The sequence below is a fragment of the Corynebacterium suedekumii genome (assembly GCF_030252185.1).
Lineage (GTDB): Bacteria > Actinomycetota > Actinomycetes > Mycobacteriales > Mycobacteriaceae > Corynebacterium > Corynebacterium suedekumii.
Genome location: NZ_CP126970.1, coordinates 1,089,917 through 1,105,940 on the forward strand (window position 1 = coordinate 1,089,917; position 16,024 = coordinate 1,105,940).

The 16,024-nt window shown below is 69.2% G+C and carries 15 protein-coding genes and 1 pseudogene; 13 read left to right on the top strand and 3 right to left on the bottom strand.

Features of this window, described 5'->3' with window-relative positions; genetic code table 11:
* Positions 1-73: 73 nt before the first annotated feature.
* The 4 genes from mshA (at position 74) to QP029_RS05430 (ending at position 4,202) form a co-directional block, all read left to right on the top strand.
* Positions 74-1,339, top strand: coding sequence for a D-inositol-3-phosphate glycosyltransferase (gene mshA, locus QP029_RS05415; RefSeq protein WP_284875800.1), 1,266 nt, complete (start codon positions 74-76; stop codon positions 1,337-1,339).
* Positions 1,340-1,505: 166 nt separating this feature from the next.
* Positions 1,506-2,252 carry a phosphoglyceromutase gene (locus tag QP029_RS05420; protein ID WP_284875801.1) on the top strand — a complete coding sequence of 249 codons (747 nt, stop codon included), beginning with the start codon at positions 1,506-1,508 and terminating at the stop codon, positions 2,250-2,252.
* A gap of 10 nt (positions 2,253-2,262) precedes the next feature.
* The gene (locus tag QP029_RS05425) at positions 2,263-3,513 is read left to right on the top strand and encodes a sensor histidine kinase (RefSeq protein ID WP_284875802.1); all 1,251 of its coding nucleotides are present in this window, start codon (positions 2,263-2,265) and stop codon (positions 3,511-3,513) included.
* On the top strand, positions 3,510-4,202 hold the full coding sequence (locus QP029_RS05430) for a response regulator transcription factor (protein WP_284875803.1): 693 nt from the start codon (positions 3,510-3,512) through the stop codon (positions 4,200-4,202). Before QP029_RS05425 ends, QP029_RS05430 begins: the two co-directional genes overlap by 4 nt.
* Here the strand turns inward: QP029_RS05430 and QP029_RS05435 are convergent, their stop codons facing one another.
* Both QP029_RS05435 and QP029_RS05440 read right to left on the bottom strand, forming a co-directional pair.
* Entirely contained in the window at positions 4,203-6,782 is a 2,580-nt protein-coding gene (locus tag QP029_RS05435) for an ABC transporter permease (protein ID WP_284876161.1), read from the bottom strand. It abuts the gene before it with no gap.
* Positions 6,783-6,849: 67 nt separating this feature from the next.
* Positions 6,850-7,740, bottom strand: coding sequence for a DUF3109 family protein (locus QP029_RS05440; RefSeq protein ID WP_284875804.1), 891 nt, complete (start codon positions 7,738-7,740; stop codon positions 6,850-6,852).
* 34 nt (positions 7,741-7,774) lie between these two features.
* Here QP029_RS05440 and QP029_RS05445 point away from each other — a divergent pair, with 34 nt between their 5' ends.
* The 5 genes from QP029_RS05445 (at position 7,775) to QP029_RS05465 (ending at position 11,557) form a co-directional block, all read left to right on the top strand.
* A complete protein-coding gene (locus QP029_RS05445; RefSeq protein ID WP_284875805.1) occupies positions 7,775-8,758 on the top strand; it encodes a Ppx/GppA family phosphatase in 984 nt (327 codons plus the stop codon).
* On the top strand, positions 8,755-9,948 hold the full coding sequence (locus QP029_RS05450) for an Rv0497 family membrane protein (protein ID WP_284875806.1): 1,194 nt from the start codon (positions 8,755-8,757) through the stop codon (positions 9,946-9,948). Before QP029_RS05445 ends, QP029_RS05450 begins: the two co-directional genes overlap by 4 nt.
* Before the next feature lie 72 nt (positions 9,949-10,020).
* Entirely contained in the window at positions 10,021-10,878 is an 858-nt protein-coding gene (proC, locus tag QP029_RS05455) for a pyrroline-5-carboxylate reductase (RefSeq protein WP_284875807.1), read from the top strand.
* Between the two features lie 108 nt (positions 10,879-10,986).
* The gene (locus tag QP029_RS05460) at positions 10,987-11,178 is read left to right on the top strand and encodes a helix-turn-helix domain-containing protein (protein ID WP_284875808.1); all 192 of its coding nucleotides are present in this window, start codon (positions 10,987-10,989) and stop codon (positions 11,176-11,178) included.
* A 277-nt stretch (positions 11,179-11,455) separates the two neighbouring features.
* Positions 11,456-11,557 (top strand): 30S ribosomal protein bS22, encoded by a 102-nt coding sequence (locus QP029_RS05465; protein WP_003855542.1) that lies wholly within the window; start codon positions 11,456-11,458, stop codon positions 11,555-11,557.
* 91 nt (positions 11,558-11,648) lie between these two features.
* On the opposite strand, the pseudogene QP029_RS05470 reads toward QP029_RS05465, so the two are convergent.
* Positions 11,649-12,759 (bottom strand): annotated as a pseudogene (locus tag QP029_RS05470) (HAD-IB family hydrolase).
* 123 nt (positions 12,760-12,882) lie between these two features.
* Between QP029_RS05470 and QP029_RS05475 the strand changes: the two are divergent.
* From QP029_RS05475 to QP029_RS05490, 4 genes are all read left to right on the top strand, one after another.
* Complete coding sequence (locus tag QP029_RS05475) at positions 12,883-13,140, top strand: glutaredoxin family protein (protein WP_284875809.1); 258 nt, start codon at positions 12,883-12,885, stop codon at positions 13,138-13,140.
* Between the two features lie 144 nt (positions 13,141-13,284).
* Positions 13,285-14,643 (top strand): glutamyl-tRNA reductase, encoded by a 1,359-nt coding sequence (locus QP029_RS05480; protein ID WP_284875810.1) that lies wholly within the window; start codon positions 13,285-13,287, stop codon positions 14,641-14,643.
* On the top strand, positions 14,640-15,530 hold the full coding sequence (hemC, locus tag QP029_RS05485) for a hydroxymethylbilane synthase (protein WP_284875811.1): 891 nt from the start codon (positions 14,640-14,642) through the stop codon (positions 15,528-15,530). The genes QP029_RS05480 and hemC overlap by 4 nt, the downstream gene beginning before the upstream one ends.
* Before the next feature lie 5 nt (positions 15,531-15,535).
* Positions 15,536-15,907, top strand: a complete 372-nt coding sequence (locus QP029_RS05490; RefSeq protein WP_284875812.1) for a hypothetical protein — start codon at positions 15,536-15,538, stop codon at positions 15,905-15,907.
* Positions 15,908-16,024 lie beyond the last annotated feature (117 nt).

Here is a 16,024-nt window from a genome sequence, read left to right on the forward strand (position 1 = left end):
CCTTCGGTCGATTGTCCGGTTCGCCCCAGTATAACGACGGCTGAGCGCCCACTGTCGGCTCTACTATTGGGGCATGCGCATCGCGATGATCTCCATGCACACCTCGCCACTGCAGCAGCCGGGCTCCGGCGACGCCGGCGGCATGAACGTCTACGTCCTCAGCACCGCCCGCCATCTGGCCCGGCAGGGCGTCGAGGTGGACGTCTACACCCGCGCCACCCGGCCCAGCCAGGGCGAGGTCGTCGAGGTGGAGGAGGGGCTGCGGGTGATCAACATCGTCGCCGGACCCTACGAGGGCCTGGACAAGGAGGCCCTGCCCACCCAGCTCGCCGCGTTCGCCGGCGGGATCGTCCAGTTCCACAAGTGCCACGACCTGGACTACGACCTCATCCACTCCCACTACTGGCTCTCCGGCCAGGTCGGCTGGCTGCTGCGCGATCTGTGGGAGATCCCGCTCGTGCACACCGCCCACACCCTCGCCGCGGTGAAGAACGCCCACCGCAGCGAGGACGACTCCGCCGAGTCCGAGGCCCGCCGCATCTGCGAACAGCAGCTGGTGGACAACGCCGACGTCCTCGTGGTCAACACCCTCGAGGAGACCGCCGACCTCGTCGGGCACTACGACGCCGACGCGGACCGCATCGTCGTGGTCACCCCCGGCACCGACGTCGACGTGTTCACCCCCGGCACCGAACGCAACACCGAGCAGTCCCGCCGCCAGCTCGGCATCCCACTGCACGCCAAGGTCGTCGCCTTCGTCGGCCGGCTCCAGCAGTTCAAGGGCCCCCAGGTGCTCATCCGCGCCACCGCCGAACTCATGCGCCGCGACCCGCACCGCAACCTGCGGGTGATCATCTGCGGTGGCGCCAGCGGTGCGTCGGCGACGGCGGAGGAGTACCTCGACCTCGCCCGCGAGCTCGGCGTCGCCCGGCGGATCCGCTTCCTCGACCCCCGCCCGCCCGAGGAACTGGTGTCCATCTACCAGGCGGCCGACATCGTCGCCGTGCCCAGCTACAACGAGTCCTTCGGCCTGGTGGCCATGGAGGCGCAGGCCTGCGGCACCCCCGTCATCGCCGCCCGCGTCGGCGGTCTGCCCGTCGCCGTCGCGGAGGGGGAGACCGGCCTGCTCGTCGACGGGCATGCCACCGAGGACTGGGCCGACGCCATCGGCCAGCTGCTCGACGACGACGACACCCGCATCCGCATGGCCGAGGAGGCCGTCGGCCACGCCGCCAACTTCTCCTGGGCCTCCACCGCCGCGCGCCTCGCCTCCGTCTACGCCGAGGCCGTCACCGTGGAGATCAACGACTGCCAGCCCCGGCACGCCTCAGCGCAGTAGCACCGACGAGAGCGTGTCGACGCTCGCCCGTACCCGACCCGGCTCTGACCCGGCCCCGCCCCGCGCCACCACGGCCACCCGCTCTACCCCCGACCGTAGTGGTCCGGCCGGCCTTCCTCGCCCGGAAGCACGGCGCGACCGGCGCGGAGGTGGCATATTAGGAGGTATGACTAACGGAAAGCTGATTCTTCTGCGCCACGGGCAGAGCAAGTGGAACGAATCCAACCAGTTCACCGGCTGGGTCGACGTCGACCTCACCGAGAAGGGCGAGGTCGAGGCCAAGCGCGGCGGCGAGCTCCTCGTCGAGGCTGACCTGCTCCCCGGCGTGGTGTACACCTCCCTGCTGCGTCGTGCCATCCGCACCGCGAACATCGCCCTCAACCACGCGGACCGCCACTGGATTCCGGTCATCCGTGACTGGCGTCTCAACGAGCGCCACTACGGTGCCCTGCAGGGCCTGAACAAGGCCGAGACCAAGGACAAGTACGGCGACGAGCAGTTCATGGCCTGGCGCCGTTCCTACGACACCCCGCCGCCGGAGCTGGCCGATGACGCCGAGTACTCCCAGTCCGACGACGTCCGCTACGCCGACCTGGACACCGTCCCCCGCACCGAGTGCCTCAAGGACGTCGTCGAGCGGTTCATCCCGTACTACGAGCAGGAGATCCTGCCGCGCGCCAAGCGGGGCGAGACCGTCCTCATCGCCGCGCACGGCAACTCCCTGCGCGCCCTGGTCAAGCACCTGGACAACATCTCCGACGAGGACATCGCGGCCCTCAACATCCCCACCGGCATCCCGCTGATCTACGAGCTCGACGCCGAGGGCACCGTGGTCAACCCGGGTGGCACCTACCTCGATCCCGAGGCCGCCCAGGCCGGTGCCGCCGCTGTCGCGGCGCAGGGTGGCAAGTAGCCGTTAGGGCGTGTCCTCCGTCCTCGCCTTTCTGTTGGGCGTCGCCGTCGCCGGCGTCGCCCTTCCGGCGTTCGGCTGGGCGCGTAAACGCTTCGCGCGTTACCGGTCCACCGCCACGCTGGAGGACAACCAGGTCACCACGATCAGCCAGGTGCTCCACCTGGCGATCCAGGGCTCACCCACCGGCGTCGCCGTGCTCGACCGCGGCGGCGAGGTCATCCTCTCCAACGCCCGGGCCCACGACATGAACCTGGTCCACGACCGTTCGGTCAACGAGCAGGTCTGGGAGGTCGCCACCGTCGTCCTCGACGACAAGGAGAGCCGCACCCTCGACCTGACCGTCACACGACGCCGCACCGGCAGCCGGGTCTCCTCGGTCCGGGCGTTCATCAAACCGCTCACGCTCGTCGACGACCGCTTCGTCATCGTCTACGGCACCGACGAGAGCGAGAACGTCCGCATGGAGTCCGCCCGCCGCGACTTCGTGGCCAACGTCTCCCACGAGCTCAAGACCCCCGTCGGCGGCATGGCGCTGCTGGCGGAGGCACTCATGGAGGGCGTCGACGACCCGGAGCACGTCGAGTACTTCGGCCAGCGCCTCCACCGAGAGGCCCACCGCATGGCGGACATGATCAACGAACTGATCTCCCTGTCCAAACTGCAGGGTGCCGAGGCCCTGCCGGAGATGGAGCCGGTCTCCGTCGACGACGTCATCGCCGAGGCGTTCTCCCGCAACCAGGTGGCGGCCGACAACGCCGACATCACCCTCACCAAGGGCAACGACTCCGGTGTCCTCGTCCTCGGGGACCGGTCTCTCCTGGTCACCGCGGTCTCCAACCTCATCTCCAACGCCATCAACTACTCACCGCAGTCGGTGCCGGTGTCGGTGTCACAGAAGATCGTGGATTCCGACGTCGTCCTCATCCGCGTCACCGACCGGGGTATCGGCATCTCCCCGGAGGACCAGAAGCGCGTGTTCGAGCGCTTCTTCCGCGTCGACAAGGCCCGGTCCCGCTCCACCGGGGGCACCGGCCTGGGGCTGGCCATCGTCAAACATGTGGTGGCCAACCACAACGGTAATATCAAGTTGTGGTCCCGACCGGGGACCGGATCCACGTTCACCATCGAACTTCCGATACATCATCCCGAGCCTGACACGGACGACACGCCCGTCATCGGGGATGATGAGACTCAGGCAGCCGGACCGCTGCGGCAAGCGGTCACCCGGGTGGCCACACGTCGAAAGGACAAAGCATCATGACGACCATTCTCATCGTCGAGGACGAGGAATCCCTCGCCGATCCGCTGGCGTTCTTGCTGCGCAAGGAGGGCTTCGAGGTCATCACCGCCGGTGACGGCCAGACCGCCCTCGTGGAGTTCGAACGCAATGACGTGGACATCGTCCTCCTCGATCTCATGCTCCCGGGCATGTCCGGCACCGACGTGTGCAAGCAGCTGCGTGCCACCTCCACCGTCCCCGTCATCATGGTCACCGCCCGTGACTCCGAGATCGACAAGGTCGTCGGCCTGGAACTCGGTGCCGACGACTACGTGACCAAGCCCTACTCCTCCCGCGAACTCATCGCCCGGATCCGGGCGGTCCTGCGTCGCGGCGCCGACCCGGACGTGGTGTTCGACGACGTCGAGGAGCAGATCCTCACCGGCGGCCGGGTGACCATGGACGTGGAACGCCACACCGTCACCGTCGCCGGAGAGCCCGTGCCCATGCCGCTCAAGGAGTTCGACCTGCTGGAGTACCTGCTCCGCAACGCCGGCCGGGTGCTCACCCGTGGCCAGCTCATCGACCGGATCTGGGGCGCGGACTACGTCGGCGACACCAAGACCCTCGACGTTCACGTCAAGCGCCTGCGGTCCAAGATCGAGGAAGAGCCCTCGCGCCCCAAGCAGCTGGTCACCGTCCGCGGCCTGGGGTACAAGTTCGAGGCCTGATCAGCGCTCGATGGCCTCGAGCGCCGGGGTGTAGGACGCCTTGATCGCGGGGATCAGCGCCGCGACGACGCCGAGGATGATCGAGGCGCCGACCATGAGGCCGATCTGGGGCCACGGGATCTCCGGGCTCGCCATCCCCTTGGACCCGAGCACCCGGGTCGCCGCCCACCCGGCGGAGGTGCCCAACGCGATGCCCACCACCGCGCCGTGGATGGAGATGATCAACGACTCGATCTGGACCATCCACTGGATCTCCCGGCGCTGCAGCCCCACCGCCCGCAGCACACCCAGTTCCCGGGTGCGCTCCGCCACCGAGAGCATGAGGGTGTTGATGATCCCGAGGCTGGCGATGATCACCGCCAGGGCCAGCAGTGCGTAGACGATGAGCAGCAGCTGGTTGATCTGGGTGCCCAGGGCGCTGCCGTACTCCGCCTTCGACTTCACCTGCACCACCAGCAGCGGGTCCATGACGTTGGTGAGGTTGTGCCGCAGCTGTTCGTCGGAGACCGAGCCGTCGGCGGAGACGAACACGGACACCCGGGTGATCAACGACTCCAGGTTGTCCACCACCGCCGCGGCCGCCGGCAGGCTGACCGCCAGGTGGCCGAGCAGGGAGGTGTCGGTGTAGACCGCCGACACCGGGATCCACACCGCGTCCGCCTCGTCGCCCTCGTAGGCCGTCAGCGGAATGAGGTCACCGACCTGCAGTCCGGTCTGGTCGGCGTATTCCGCGGAGATCATCACCGCGGGTTCGGAGGCGTCACCGACGGTGCCCTGGAGGATGCCGAGGGACATGAACTGCGTGAAGTCGGCGTCGAGGACCGTCGTGGTCTGGTGGTCCCAGTTGTTCGCCCGCAGGGGCACGTTCATGAGGGTGCCGGCGTCCTCGACGCCGGTGGTCCACTCCGCCCGCTGCCGGGTCTCCGGCGGCAGCGACAGCCCGGAGGTGGAACCGGGCTGGCCCTGGAGGGAGGAACCCGCGAGGCTGTCGAGGACGAAGGGCGAGGTCACCGAGGATTCCGCGATGCCGAACACACTGGCCTTCGTCGTCGAACCGATGGTGCCCACGCAGGCCACGAGACCGACGCCCAGGGCGAGCGCCAGGGCGGAGGCTGCCGAGCGGCGGGGGTTGCGCACCGAATTCCGGCGCGCCAGGGTGCCCACCGCACCGAGGGGGAGTGTCAGCGCGGCTCCGAGGGTCAGGCCGGCGGCCGTGACCAGGGTCGGGCCGGCGAGGGCGAGCGCGGTGAACATGGCCACCACGCCGACGGCGATGAGGCTCAGCCGGGCCTCCACGCTCGGGGTGATCCCGTTGATCGTGGTGATCAACGCGGCGGCGGCGAGGGGCACGGCGCCGACCCCGCCGAGAACCCCCGCGGCCAGAAGGGTGAGGCGCGGGGCGCGGGAGGAGCGGGCGTCGGAAAGATCGAAGGCCTGCACCGGAGGGAGCATGCCGGCCCGACGGGCCGGGGCGACGGCGGCGGCCATGGTGATGATGACACCGAAGGCCAGCGGGATGGTCACCGCCTGCCACGTCCACTGGAAGTCGATGTGGGACAATTCGCCCGCGCCGGTGTTGAAGTAGCCGAGCAACGCGGCGACGAGGGCGAAGGCCACGGCGATGCCGACGACCGAGCCGACCAGCCCGACGAGGGCGGCCTCCGCGATGACCGACACCGCGACCTGGGCGGTGGACACCCCGATGGAACGCAGCAGGGCGAACTCCCGGGTGCGCTGGCCGACCACCATGGCGAAGGTGTTGGCGATGTTGAACGCGCCGACCAGCAGGGCGATGGCGCCGAAGATGACGAGCACGTAGCGGACGAACTCCATCTGCTGGACCACGCTGCCGCTCATCCGCTCGGCGATCTGCTCGGGGAGCAGGGGAGTCAGCCACGGCCAGGTCTGACCGATCCGGTTGCGCACCGTCATCGGGTCGGCGTCCTCGGCGGCCGCGATGACGGCCTGGGAGGCGTAGTCGTTGAGGGTGAACATCTCCAGGTAGCGCTCCGGGGTGAACATCACCCCCACCCAGCCGGCGATGTCCCGCGGGGAGTCGTAGATGCCGGAGACGGTGACGGTGACCTGCTCGGCGGGGGTGATCACCTGGATCGCGTCGCCGACGTTCAGGCCAGCGCGTTCGGCGGCCGAGGAGTTGATCAGCACCTCCTCCGGGGTGGCCGGGGCGGCACCGTCGGTGATGTCCGGGACCGGGCCGACCGTGTTCTCCGGGGGATGGGCCGCCGCCGGGTGGGCGCCGGAGGATCCGGCCTGCAGGGGAGTGCCGTCGGGGAGGATGACGATGATGCCGGAATCGCCTGCGGCCCGGGTGCCGGTCGGGGTGCCGGGGCCGTCGCCGATGACGTTGACGGCGCGGACCTCCGGCCAGGAGGAGATCTCCTCGAGCACCGTGAACGGCACGCCCTGCGGGGAGGTCTGGCTGCCGACCAGGCCGACGTCGATCCCCTCCACGCCCGCATCGATGATCGAGTCGAAGGACTTCTCCAGGGCCGTCGTGAGCAGGAGGGAACCGGAGATGAACGCCGTGCCGAGCACCACCGAGATGAACGTGAGCAGCATCCGGCCACGGTGCGCGAGGACGGACCGCCAGGAGACCCGCCACATGGGGGCGAACGTCACGGACATGTCAGGCCCATCCCGCCTTCACGCTCGCCGGGTGGGCTGCGGCGTGCAGGTCGGCGGCGGCGCGGCGTCGACAATGATCGGCGAGGACGTCATAGGACGGCCGGCCCATCAGCGCCACCAGCTCCGCCTCATAGGACCGCCACATCGGCACGTCGCTGGTGTGGCAGGTGGAGTCACCGGTGCACCACCAGTCGAAGTCCTCGCCCCCGTTGCCCCAGCCCCGACGGTCGTACTCACCGATGACGGTACGGAGGATCTCCACTCCGTCGGACCGGTCCTCGTAGGCCTCGTTCCGGCGCAGGGGCACCTGCCAGCACACCTCCGGCTTCTCCACCGTGAGATCCCGGCCCTCGGCCACGGCCCACTGGTGGATGGCGCAACCGGTACCGGTGGGCCAGCCCGCCCGGTTGGCGAAGATGCAGGCACCGCCCACGACCGGGGTCTTCAGTGCGGGTTCCGGCTCCCCGTCCTCATCATCGAGCTCGTCCCACACCAGCCACGGCTCCAGGGCCACCGGGTCCGCCTCCCGCAGATACGCGTCGACGTTGTCCGGGCGGTTCTGCCAGTACTTCGCCGGCATCTCCGCCACCGCGTTGTACAGCTGATCCCGGTCCGTCTCATCGGCGAGATACGCGCCGTGGACACAGCAGCCGACATCCGGCTGCGATCTGTCGATCCCGCCGCAGCGGTCGGTACCGAACTGACAGCTCCAGAACGACTCCAGCCACGTCAGGTCGATCTGGAACGTGTGGTGCGGATCCTCGGGATTGACGAACTCGAACCATTCCCGGGGAAAGTCCGGGGCAGCCTCCCGGCCCGCCACGATCTGACGGCCGGCGGGGGAGGATTCGGGGAAACCAAGAAAAACCTGGCGAGGGCGCGGGCGATTCACACTTGCACACCGTAGACCGTCTACCCTGATACATGTGCGACTAGGTGTATTGGATGTGGGCAGCAACACTGTCCACCTCGTGGCAGTGGATGCCCGCAACGGCGGGCACCCCACCCCCATGAGCGACTGGAAGACGACCCTACGACTGGTGGAGCTCGTCGACGACGACGGCGCCATCGACGACAAGGGGCTACGCAAGCTCACCAACGCCGTCGGCGAGGCAGCCGATCTGGCCAACACCCTCGGGTGTTCCGAGATCATGCCGTTCGCCACCTCGGCCGTCCGCTCCGCCACCAACTCCGACGCCGTCCTCGACCACGTGGAGAAGGAGACCGGCGTCCGCCTGGAGATCCTCTCCGGCGAGGACGAGGCCCGACTCACCTTCCTGGCGGTCCGCCGCTGGTACGGCTGGTCCGCCGGCCGCATCACCAACCTCGACATCGGCGGCGGCTCCCTCGAGCTGTCCACCGGCTCCGACGAGCTTCCCGACGTCGCGGTGTCCCTCGACCTCGGCGCCGGCCGCCTCACCCACCAGTGGTTCGACACCGACCCGCCGGAGCGCAAGAAGATCAACCTCCTGCGCGACTACATCGACGCTGAACTCGTCGACCCCGCCCGGCAGATGCGTGCCTACGGCACCGCCGGCCTGGCGGTGGGCACCTCCAAGACCTTCCGCACTCTCGCCCGCCTCACCGGTGCCGCCCCCAGCGCAGAGGGGCCCTACGTCAAACGCACCCTCACCGCGCCGGGTCTGCGCCAGCTCATCGCCTTCATCTCCCGCATGACGGCTGCCGACCGCGCAGAGCTAGAGGGCATCAGCTCCGACCGCTCGCACCAGATTGTCGCCGGTGCGCTCGTCGCGGAGGCGAGTATGCGTGCCCTCGGGCTGGAGAAGATCGAGATCTGCCCGTGGGCGCTGCGCGAAGGTGTCATCCTCCGACGCATCGACAAGGGACTTGCCGACGGCCGAGCCGTGGAGACCGTAGACGCCGTTGACCAGAAAAGGACGAGACCATGAGCGAGAAACAGCTGACCGTCGCCGAGCTGCTGGCTCGGGCCGGCAAGGAGACCCCGGAGGGGGACAAGCCCCGCCGCCGGCGTCGCCGGAGTCTCGAGGACGGTGGCATCTCCGTCGCCGAGCTGACCGGTTCCTTCCCGGCCGTCAAGGAGAAGCCCGCCGAGTCCCGTCACTCCTCCGTCCCGATTGACGGTCCGGAGGATTCGGACCCCACGACCGGCCCGGAACCTGGGCCGGAGGCTGGTCCGGAGGCGGAGAGCAAGGCCGATGCCAAGCTCGCACCCGCCGTCACGCCGACCCCGAAGAAGGAGGATGCGCCCTCTGCGCAGAGCTCCGAAAAGGTCGGTCTGAAGCCTGAATCCGGAGCAGTTTCGGAGCCGAATGCAGGAATCGGTGCCCGGGATGAGCTCCAGGCTGAGGCAACGGATGAGGCAAAGCCCGAGGCCACGTCCGAGCCCAAGCCGACGATGGCCGCCCCCGCCGCTGACAAGCCCACCCCATCCACGACGGATTCCCGCGACGACGCGGGGGCTGAGGACGAGAACTCTGACACCCCAACGCCGACACCGTCGGGGGACCAGACCGTGGTCTTCCAGAAGGTGGATCAGGCCGAGGACAAGGCTGACAGCGGAACCGCTGAGCCGGCCGGCCGGACACTGGCTGAGAAGATCACGGCCCGGACAGGCGAGGAGTCCGCTGCGGACGACGGGACTGCCCCGGAGACCACCCGGCAGGCGGCCGTGAGTGCGCCGAAGCGCCCGGCCCCGAGTGTCGACGAGACCGGTGAGATTCCGCAGGTGGATCCGTTGGCCGCCACCACGGCAGCGGCGACCTCCGGATCCACGGCGGCGGATGTCGCGGTCCGGGAGGATGACGCGGCGGTGGACGAGGGTGACGTCGATACGCGGGACGGTGACGATGACGCCGTGGAGGAGAAGACCTCGATCACCGGGGTCGTGCTGCTGGCGATCATCGGTGTCGTGCTCGGTGTCGTGGTGTTCAAGGGCTTCGAGATGCTGTGGGACAACCTCAGTCGGCCGATCGTGGCGGTGCTGGCCGTGCTGGTGACCGTGGGCATGGTCGCGGTGGTGCGCGCGCTGCGTACCGCCAACGACGGGCTGTCGATGTTCCTGGCCGCGGTCGTGGGTCTCGTGATGACCTTCGGCCCCCTCGTCGTCGTGATGATCTAGCCTCATCGCGCCTCTCCGGCCCCGCTCACCTGCACTGGTGCCGCGGGGCCGTTGTCGTGGCAGGGTGGGGACATGACCAATATCGCAGTAATCGGAGGCGGGAAGATCGGCGAGGCGCTGATCTCCGGCCTCGTCAACGCCAATGTCGACCCCCAGTCCATCACGGTGACCAACCGTCGCCCGGAGCGTGGCCAGGAGCTGCGCGAGGCGTACGGCGTGCGCGACTCGACGGACAACCAGCAGGCCGTTGAGGGTGCGGGTGTGGTGTTCCTCTGTGTGAAGCCGAAGCACATCGTGGATCTGCTGGGGGAGATCTCCGACTCGCTCGACGGCAACGACACCGCCACGGTGCTGGTGTCCATGGCGGCGGGTATCCCGCTGGCGTCGATGGAGGACGCCGTCGTCGCGGGAACCCCCGTCATCCGCGTGATGCCGAACACCCCCATGCTCGTGGGGCGGGGGATGAACGCGGTGGCGCCGGGTCGTTTCGTCACCGAGGATCAGCTCGCCGAGGTGACGGAGCTGCTCTCCAGCGTGGGTGAGGTCGTCCCGGTGGAGGAGTCTGACATGGATGCGGTGACGGCGCTGGCGGGGTCCTCGCCGGCGTACTTCTTCCTCGTCGCCGAATCGCTTATCGACGCCGGCGTCTCCCTCGGCCTCACCCGCGACGTCGCCGAGAAGCTCGTCACCACCTCCGCCGCCGGTGCCGGCCAGATGCTCGCCGACTCCGGTTCGGATCCGGCGACGCTGCGCGCCAACGTGTCCTCTCCGGCGGGCACGACCGTCGCCGCCCTTCGTGAGCTGGAGGAATCCGGTATCCGCGGGGCATTCTTCCGGGCGACCGAGGCCTGTGCGCAGCGTTCCGCGGAGCTCGGTGAGGCCGTCGCGCCACCCCGCCCGGGGGACTACGAAGAAATTCCCGGCACTTAAGTCGCAACAGTCACACAATTCACGCTAAGCTTGTCCAAGCACGTGCGTGTCCGATCTGCGGGAGGGGAAGCCTGCAGCGCGCCCGCTTGCTTGAAGGGTTAGAAGATTATGGCTAATGCAGACAAGGGAACGTTTCTGACGGTCGCGGAGGTCGCGGAGATCATGCGCGTCTCCAAGATGACCGTGTACCGGCTGGTCCACTCCGGTGACCTGCCGGCCGTGCGCGTGGGTCGCTCCTTCCGCGTCCACGAGAAGGCGGTCAACGACTACCTCGACTCCTCGTACTACGAGGTCGGGTAGAGCGGTCGGTCAGACACTCACCCCCTGGTAAGAACATCACCGGCGCCCGCTCCTCCCCGGAGGGCGGGCGCCGGTGGTGATCCCGGGCACCGCTGGTGCCCCCGGGGTCAGGACACCCGGCTTTGTGGTGCTCGGGCACTGACAGGTAAGATGGTCCGCATTCGTGCTGACGATCCGTTCGCGCCGAGCGTGCACCTCGGTGTCGGTGACCTTTCACCGGGTCCGCGGAATGGTCAGCAGGTTACGTACGTACTCGAAGACGAAATGAGGAAACCCCATGGGTTCTGTCATCAAGAAGCGCCGCAAGCGCATGTCCAAGAAGAAGCACCGCAAGATGCTGCGCCGCACCCGCGTGCAGCGTCGTAAGCTGGGCAAGTAAGCCTCGACTTGGGCTGAAGGGCCGTCGACACACCTCCTCGGAGGGTGGCCGGCGGCCCTTCTCCTGTATCCGGGTGGCTGTCCGGGAAGGCCTACGGCCGGGCGGGGGCTGCCGGCCCCGAAGCGCCCGGACCGCCCGGGCCCCGGCCCCGGCGGAAGATCCGCCAGCTGCCCAGGCTGAAGGCGGCGGTTGCCAGGGCGGGCAGGCCGTAGGCGCGGACGGCCCGGCGGAGGCTGCGGTAGTCGCGGACCTGCCACCCCCGGCGGGCGGCCTCCTGCTTGAGCTTCTTGTCCGGGTTGATGGCCACGGCGGTGCCCACCATCGACAGCATGGGAATGTCGTTGATGGAGTCGGAGTAGGCGGTGCAGCGGGACATGTCGAGCTGCTCGATGGCGGCCAGGGCGGCGACGGCGTGCTTCTTGCCGGGCCCGTGGAGGATGTCGCCGACCAGGCGGCCGGTGAAACGCCCGTCCTCGACCTCGGCGACGGTGCCCAGCGCGCCGGTGAACCCGAAGCGCTCGGCCAGGATCTGGGCGAGCTGGACCGGGGTCGCGGAGACCAGCCACACCTGGTGGCCGGCGGCGAGGTGCATCTGGGCGAGTTCGCGGGTGCCGGGCCACGCCTTGTCGATCATCCGGGTGTCCACGATTTCCTCGCACAGTTCGACGAGGTCGGCGACGTTCTTGCCGCGGATGAACTCCAGGGCCTGGGTGCGGCCGGCGGCGACGTCCTGGGCGTCCTCGGAGCCGGTGACGCGGAACTTCAGCTGCTTCCAGGCGATGGGCAGGATCTCGGAGAGGCGGAAGTACTTCTTCCGGGCCAGCCCCATGGCGAAGACGATGAGCGAGGAACCCTGGATGAGGGTGTTGTCCACGTCGAAGAAGGCGGCGGCACCGATGTCCTGCGGAATGTCCGGGTCGGGGAGGTTGAGGTGGATGCCGCCGGCGCTGTGGATCGAGCTGGACACGGAGTCCACGCCGGCGCTGAAGGCGTCGAGCTCGATTCTCGAAGGTCTCCTGGACGGCGGCCGCGGCGGCGGCCTCGCCCGCGGTGCGCTGGGACTGTTCGTCGAGCGGGGGCAGCGCCCGGTCCTCGAGGAATCGGCGCAGGTTGCCGCGGGAGGCACTCCAGCTGGCGAGGAACTCCCGGGGTGATTCGGCGGACAGTGGGTCCACTGGGTCCACTGGGTCCACTGCGTCCATGACGGTGTCCGTGCCTTCCTGTCAGGGATGGGGGGAGCCGCCCGCAGACCGGCTCGTTTATCGTGTCCATCGTAGGCGCGCCCGCGACCGTGCGCGCCCTGACGGGAACGGAAGGTGGACGCCATGGCGGAGACGAACACCCATGAGGTGGAACTGATGGTGCGCACGACCTGCGGGTCCTGTGCCCGGGTGGAGAAGCAGATCACCCCGGTGGTGGCGGCGGCGGGGGCCAGTCTGCGGGTGCGCAACGTCGATCATGACCGGGAGCTGGCGATGGAGTACGGCGACCGGGTGCCGGTGGTGGTGCTCGACGGGGAGGAGTTCTCCTGCTGGGAGGTCGACGACGCGGAGCTGGCCGCCGCCTTGGCTGCGGACGTCTGATCCTTCCCGGCGGGTGCACCCAGGAGACTGAATGCGGGTTTCCGACACCGCGGGGGTATCCTTTTGTTTGATCCGCCCCGAGGCGCCCGCCGCCCCGGGGTCTGGCACGTGCAAGGTCTTGAACGGGAAGCGGTGAAGGTAAACGTGAGTGTGCTCGTCGTGGGAATGTCGCACCGGTCAGCGCCGGTGGCGTTGCTGGAGCGACTGAGCATGGACGAGACGGTGCGCAACGACACCACCTCCCGCCTGGTGGAACGCCCCGCGCTCAGTGAGGCGATGATCGTCTCCACGTGCAACCGGCTCGAGATCTACTCCGTGACTAACTCCTTCCACTCCGGAGTCCAGGACGTCGTGGAGGTGCTCCACGAGATCTCCGACGTGGACATCGACACCCTGCGCGGTTACCTCTACGTCCGCTACGCCGACGCCGCCGCCGAGCACATGATGGTGGTGGCCTCGGGCCTGGACTCCATGGTGGTCGGCGAGCAGCAGATTATCGGCCAGGTCCGCACCGCGTACCAGGAGGCATCCGGCAAAGGCACCGTCGGGCCGGCGCTGCACTCCCTGGCCCAGTCGGCGCTGCACACCGGCAAGCGCGTCCACTCCGAGACCGACATCGACGACGCGGGGGCCTCGATGGTCTCCGTCGCCGTCGACGAGGCCCTCGGCCACCTGGGCACCTCCGTGCTCACCGGCCGCACCGCGCTGGTGCTCGGCGCCGGGGCGATGGCGTCGCTGGCGGCGACGCACCTGGGGCGGCTGGGCATCGACAAGCTCATCATCGCCAACCGCACCCGTTCCCGGGCCGAGCGGCTGGCCGAGCATTCCCGGGAGGCGGGGGTGACGGCCGAGGTCGTGGACTTCGACGACCGGGCGGCCACCCTGTCCCGGGTGGACCTGGCCGTCTCCGCCACCGGCGCGGACGACTTCACCATCACCGCCGCGGACGTCCCGGACGACCGGGTGGAGGATCTCATGCTCATCGACCTGTCCATGCCGCGGGACATCGACGACGACACCGCGACCCTCGACGGGGTCCACCTGGTCAACATCGAACGGCTGCACAAGACCATCTCCGGCCGGGGCGACCACCACTCCGGGCACAAGGAGGCGCTCGGGATCGTGGCCGAGGAACTGCAGGCCTACAGCTCGGAGCAGCGGGTCCGCGACGTCGTCCCCGCGGTGTCGGCGCTGCGCCGGCACGCCGCGGAGCTGGTGGAGGGGGAGCTGGAGCGCCTGCGCTCCCGGACCCCCACCATCGACGACGCGGAGTTCGAGGAGGTGACGCGGACGGTGCGCCGGGTCGTCGACAAGCTCCTCCACCAGCCGACGGTGCGGGTGAAGAAGCTCGCCGCGGAGTCCGGCGTCGTCTCCTACGAGTCCGCCCTGCAGGAGTTGTTCGGGCTCGCGTCCGAGGGGCCGTCCGTCGCCGTCGACGTCGCTGACCTGCCGGAGGGCAAACTGACCGAGGACCCCGCCACAACTGTGAAGGAGAAGGTATGACCCTGAAGATCGGTACCCGCGGCTCGAAGCTCGCGACGACCCAGGCCGGCCACATGCGTGATGCGCTCATCGCCGCCGGATTCGACGCAGAGCTGCACATCGTCACCACCGCGGGCGACGTCAACATGGCGCCGGTCGAGCGCATCGGCGTCGGCGTGTTCACCCAGGCGCTGCGCGACGCGATGGCGGCCGGCGAGTGCGACATCGCCGTCCACTCCTTCAAGGACCTGCCCACCGCGCCGGACGAGCGTTTCCACCTCATCGTCCCCGTGCGTGCCGACGCCCGCGAGGCGCTCATCGCCCGCGACGGCCTCACCCTGGACACCCTGCCCGAGGGGGCGCGGGTGGGCACCTCCGCCCCGCGCCGCATCTCCCAGCTGCGCGCCCACCGACCGGACCTGGACATCCGTCCGCTGCGCGGCAACATCGACACCCGCATGGGCAAGGTCACCTCCGGGGAGCTCGACGCCGTCGTCCTCGCCTACGCCGGCCTGTCCCGCGTGGAGCAGGGCGACCGCGCCAGCCAGGTCTTCGACGCCGGCACCATCCTCCCCGCCCCCGCCCAGGGTGCCCTGGCCATCGAGTGCCGCGTCGACGACGAGCAGGCCCGCGCCGCCATCGACTCGCTTCTCGACGCCGCCGCCTTCACCTGCGCCACCGCCGAACGTATCGTGCTCAACCGGCTCGAGGCCGGCTGCACCGCGCCGGTGGCCGCCCACTCCACCCTCGACGGTGACACCATCACGCTCACCGCCGGCGTCTTCGCCCTCGACGGTTCCACCCAGCTCACCCACACCGCCTCCGGCACCGACCCCGTGGCCCTCGGCGAGGAGGTCGCCGCCGACCTCATCGGGCGTGGTGCCGCAGAGGTCATGGCCATAGACTGAACCCCATGGCCGTTCTCAAGATCAACGACCGGCAGGTCACCGTCCTGCTCGACTGGTGGGAGAAGCTCGCCGCCCGTCGCTCGCACCTGACCATCCCCACCCGCGCTATCACCGCGGTGGAGGTCGTCGAGGACGCCTGCGCCGTCGCCAGCACCCGGGACTCGCTGCGCCGGGCCCCGGGCACCCGCATCCGGGGGCTGACCAACACCGGCACCTTCACCGCCGCCGACGGCACCCGGGCCAGCACCTTCTCGGTGTGCCACGGCGCCGGCCCGGGCATCATCCTCGAGCTGGATTCGGTGACGGTCAACCGCATCATCATCTCCACCCCGAAGGCGCGGGACTACGCCCACGAACTCTCCCGCGTGGTCGGCTGACGGTCGGCTGAGGGCCGGGTAGGGGGCAGAGCACCCCGGTCACCGTTTTTCGTATTCCGGCCCCTCTAATTTATGGTGTAGATACCACACGGTGGACGCCCCGTGAGCGATATGGCC

Coding starts and splice junctions, on each gene's coding strand:
- mshA (WP_284875800.1), top strand. CDS start 74: ATGCGCATCGCGATGATCTCCATGCACACCTCGCCACTGCAGCAGCCG.
- QP029_RS05420 (WP_284875801.1), top strand. CDS start 1,506: ATGACTAACGGAAAGCTGATTCTTCTGCGCCACGGGCAGAGCAAGTGG.
- QP029_RS05430 (WP_284875803.1), top strand. CDS start 3,510: ATGACGACCATTCTCATCGTCGAGGACGAGGAATCCCTCGCCGATCCG.
- QP029_RS05435 (WP_284876161.1), bottom strand. CDS start 6,782: ATGCTGCTCACGTTCATCTCGGTGGTGCTCGGCACGGCGTTCATCTCC.
- QP029_RS05450 (WP_284875806.1), top strand. CDS start 8,755: ATGAGCGAGAAACAGCTGACCGTCGCCGAGCTGCTGGCTCGGGCCGGC.
- proC (WP_284875807.1), top strand. CDS start 10,021: ATGACCAATATCGCAGTAATCGGAGGCGGGAAGATCGGCGAGGCGCTG.
- QP029_RS05460 (WP_284875808.1), top strand. CDS start 10,987: ATGGCTAATGCAGACAAGGGAACGTTTCTGACGGTCGCGGAGGTCGCG.
- QP029_RS05465 (WP_003855542.1), top strand. CDS start 11,456: ATGGGTTCTGTCATCAAGAAGCGCCGCAAGCGCATGTCCAAGAAGAAG.
- QP029_RS05475 (WP_284875809.1), top strand. CDS start 12,883: ATGGCGGAGACGAACACCCATGAGGTGGAACTGATGGTGCGCACGACC.
- hemC (WP_284875811.1), top strand. CDS start 14,640: ATGACCCTGAAGATCGGTACCCGCGGCTCGAAGCTCGCGACGACCCAG.
- QP029_RS05490 (WP_284875812.1), top strand. CDS start 15,536: ATGGCCGTTCTCAAGATCAACGACCGGCAGGTCACCGTCCTGCTCGAC.